Origin of the sequence: Rubrivivax gelatinosus, assembly GCF_016583785.1 — a bacterium.
GTDB lineage: Bacteria > Pseudomonadota > Gammaproteobacteria > Burkholderiales > Burkholderiaceae_C > Rubrivivax > Rubrivivax gelatinosus_B.
In genome coordinates this window covers 1-2732 of sequence record NZ_NRRU01000198.1, presented here as the reverse complement: position 1 = coordinate 2732, position 2732 = coordinate 1, and the positions used below count along the sequence as shown (strand labels likewise).

The following is a 2732-nucleotide window of genomic DNA, read 5'->3' as shown; positions in this document are numbered from 1 at the left end:
GCGCTGGTGTCGCTGCAGTGCACGCCGGCGCCATCGGCGGTCTCGACGTTGGCCGCCGCGGCGAGCGCGAACGGGCCCGCGCCCGGCCAGTAGCCGGTGTCCTGGCGCAAGCGCCGCAGCGCGTCGCCGAGCTGCTGCAGCTGTACGTGCGCCAGCTGCTCGTGCGCGTCGCGCTGCACGCCCGCATAAGCCGACCAGCCCAGCGACGCGAGGGCGGCGAGCACGGCGACGACGAGCAGCAGCTCGGGCAGCGTGAAGCCGCGGGCGCGGGCGGGGCGCGGCAGCGCACACGCGTTCGGTACGGACATCGGGAGCGGGGAACGGGGAAGCGGGGTTCGGGCCGCGGCAGGATCCGCGGCGAAGAAAGGGCGCGGCGCGCGTCGTAGGCGCGCCGCGCCGGGTGGCTCGTCAGCTCAGGGCGTCAGAGCGTGCTGCGGGTGCCGTCCCACTCGCCGAGTTCCTCGTCCTTGGTGTCGCCGGCGCCGTCGATGATGGCCTGCAGGCGTACTTCGGAGGCCTCGGTGTCGACGTTCAGCAGCGCGACGAAGCGGTTGTATTCGTCCTTCGTCACGTGGCGGTAGACCGGCACCGTGGTCATCGCGCCGCGCTTCTCGGGGTTGAACAGCGAGGTGTCGGGGCCGATGCCCAGCGCCACCAGGTACTGGGTCTGGCCGGTGGCGATCGCCGCCTTGGTGGTGTCGGCGTTGACGCGGGCCGGCTCTTCCCAGAGCTGGAAGACCTGCGTCGCGAGCGTGCCGTCGAGCGTGTAGCTGGTGTCGTAGCCGCAGCCGTTGGCGGCAGTCGACGAGCGGTAGATCGTCGCCGCGGTGACGTCGTTGCCCTTGTTGGTGATCAGCGTGCGGATGTTGGCGGCCGAGCAGTCGCCGGCGCCGTCGGCGAGGTTCGGGTCGGCGGCGTTGTCGAGCACACGCACCGTCTTGACGCCGGCGTCGATCAGCAGCGTGGCCACTTCTTCCGGCACCGTGGTGGCGGTCAGGCTGGCGGCCAGGTCGGCGTTGATGACGTCGGTGTCGGCCGCCCCTGCCGAGACCGCACCGACCAGCGAGTTGGTCGCGTTGCGCATCAGCGAGTCGAAGTTCGACGGCAGCATGCCGTCGTTGAGCACCTGGTAGGTCGAGATGCCCTTCATCAGCTCGTCCATCATCGCGACGTGCGCGGCGGCCGAGGCCTGACGGTCGGTGTCGCGCAGCAGGATGGTGGCGGTGCCGGCGATGGCCGCGATGATCGCGACGACGACCAGCAGTTCGAGCAGCGTGAAGCCACCCTGTTTGCCCTTGAGCCGCTTCAGGCGCTTCCTGGCCCAGGGCTGGGCGACGAGGGTGGGGTCGATGGCGTCGACGACGACGGCACGTTGCTCGCGGCTCAGCGCGAGAAGCTTGTTCAGCATGACGGAGTCCTTGAATGAGAAGTCGGCAGGGCACTCGCCCCGCTGACGCCGGCCGCCACCCCCTCGGTGCCGCCAGACGACGTCCGGATCTTCTGTATGACGGCCGGGGCCACCCCGGTCCGTTGGGCCAGGCGCTTTTAGCGCTGGCGTCGATCGCCGTTGCGGCGGCGATCCTCGAACCCGATCGGAAGCTGATGCCGGCGGCGGTCACCTTCGCTGCGCCGCTCGCCGCCCGCAGCCGCCGGTTGCGCCTCGACGACCTTCCAGACGCCCCAGCGCAGCGGCTGGCGTTCGCCGTAGTCGACGACGAAGCGGTGCTGCTTGCCGCAGTGCAGGATGACTTCCTTCTGCCCCTTCTTCAGCAGCCGCATTTCGACGCGGATCTCGCCGAAGCCGTCGTGCGCGAACAGATCCTCGTAGATCCGCACGAAACGGTTGAGGACGTCCTGGTTGGTCATCACGTGGGCGGCTTCCGCCGCATCAGTTCTTAGCGTTGCGATGCATGTTAATGAGAATGCGTCTCAAGCGCAACGATATGAACCCCCGTTCAAGGGGTGGCGCCGCGCACCGGGCCGGCGTCGGCGCTGCCGGCCGGCGGCGCGTGTACCGGGGCGTCGATGCGCTAACCTGCCTGCCGCCGGCGGCGCCTCGCCGCCACCGAATCTTCAGCGCGGCCCGTCCAGGGCCTGCGCCACGGGAGCCACCGCCAACATGAAGAGCGCCCTCTTCGTCGACTTCGACAATGTGTTCTCGCAGCTGCGCCAGCTGCAGCCCGACGCCGCCGAGCGTTTTGCACGCCATCCGTCCGAATGGATAGGCTGGCTCACCAGCGCGCTGGCGCTGCCCGACCCGCACGAGGACGGCGAGCGCCGCCGCCTGCTGGTGCGCCGCTGCTACCTGAACCCCAACTGGTACCAGACCTACCGCCACGCCTTCCTGCGTGCCGGCTTCGAGATCGTCGACTGCCCGCCGGTGACGAGCCAGGGCAAGACCAGCACCGACATCCACATGGTGCTGGACATCGTCGACCTGCTGCAGCACGAGACACGCTGCGACGAGTTCATCGTCTTCTCGGCCGACGCCGACTTCACGCCGGTGCTGCGCAAACTGCGCCGCTACGACCGTCGCACCACGGTGCTGGCGATCGGTTTCCCGTCGGCGGCCTACCAGGCATCGGCCGACCTGCTGATCGACGAACGTGTCTTCCTGCGCGACGCGCTGGCGCTGGGCCAGCCGGGCACGGACGCCGCGGCGGCGCCGGCTTCGACCTCGTGGCGCGCCGGGTCCAGGATGCGCCCGCCCGAGCCGCTGACCCACAGCAGCC

Annotated in this window: 4 protein-coding genes; 1 reads left to right on the top strand and 3 read right to left on the bottom strand. The window is 70.0% G+C overall.

The annotated features are described in order from the left end of the window. The 3 genes from CKO43_RS25270 to CKO43_RS25260 form a co-directional block, all read right to left on the bottom strand. A partial coding sequence (locus tag CKO43_RS25270; RefSeq protein ID WP_242481413.1) for a type II secretion system protein occupies nucleotides 1–308 on the bottom strand: 308 nt, incomplete at its 3' end. A 113-nt stretch (nucleotides 309–421) separates the two neighbouring features. Then, on the bottom strand, nucleotides 422–1408 hold the full coding sequence (locus CKO43_RS25265; protein ID WP_200232357.1) for a prepilin-type N-terminal cleavage/methylation domain-containing protein: 987 nt from the start codon (nucleotides 1406–1408) through the stop codon (nucleotides 422–424). 137 nt (nucleotides 1409–1545) lie between these two features. Further along, nucleotides 1546–1866: a hypothetical protein gene (locus CKO43_RS25260; protein WP_200232358.1), complete on the bottom strand. Its 321-nt coding sequence runs from the start codon at nucleotides 1864–1866 to the stop codon at nucleotides 1546–1548. Between the two features lie 253 nt (nucleotides 1867–2119). On the opposite strand from CKO43_RS25260, the gene CKO43_RS25255 reads away from it, so the two are divergent. Further along, nucleotides 2120–2732, top strand: a 613-nt coding sequence (locus CKO43_RS25255; RefSeq protein WP_242481412.1) for an NYN domain-containing protein, incomplete at its 3' end; no start/stop codon positions are given.

Coding starts and splice junctions, on each gene's coding strand:
- CKO43_RS25265 (WP_200232357.1), bottom strand. CDS start 1,408: ATGCTGAACAAGCTTCTCGCGCTGAGCCGCGAGCAACGTGCCGTCGTC.
- CKO43_RS25260 (WP_200232358.1), bottom strand. CDS start 1,866: ATGACCAACCAGGACGTCCTCAACCGTTTCGTGCGGATCTACGAGGAT.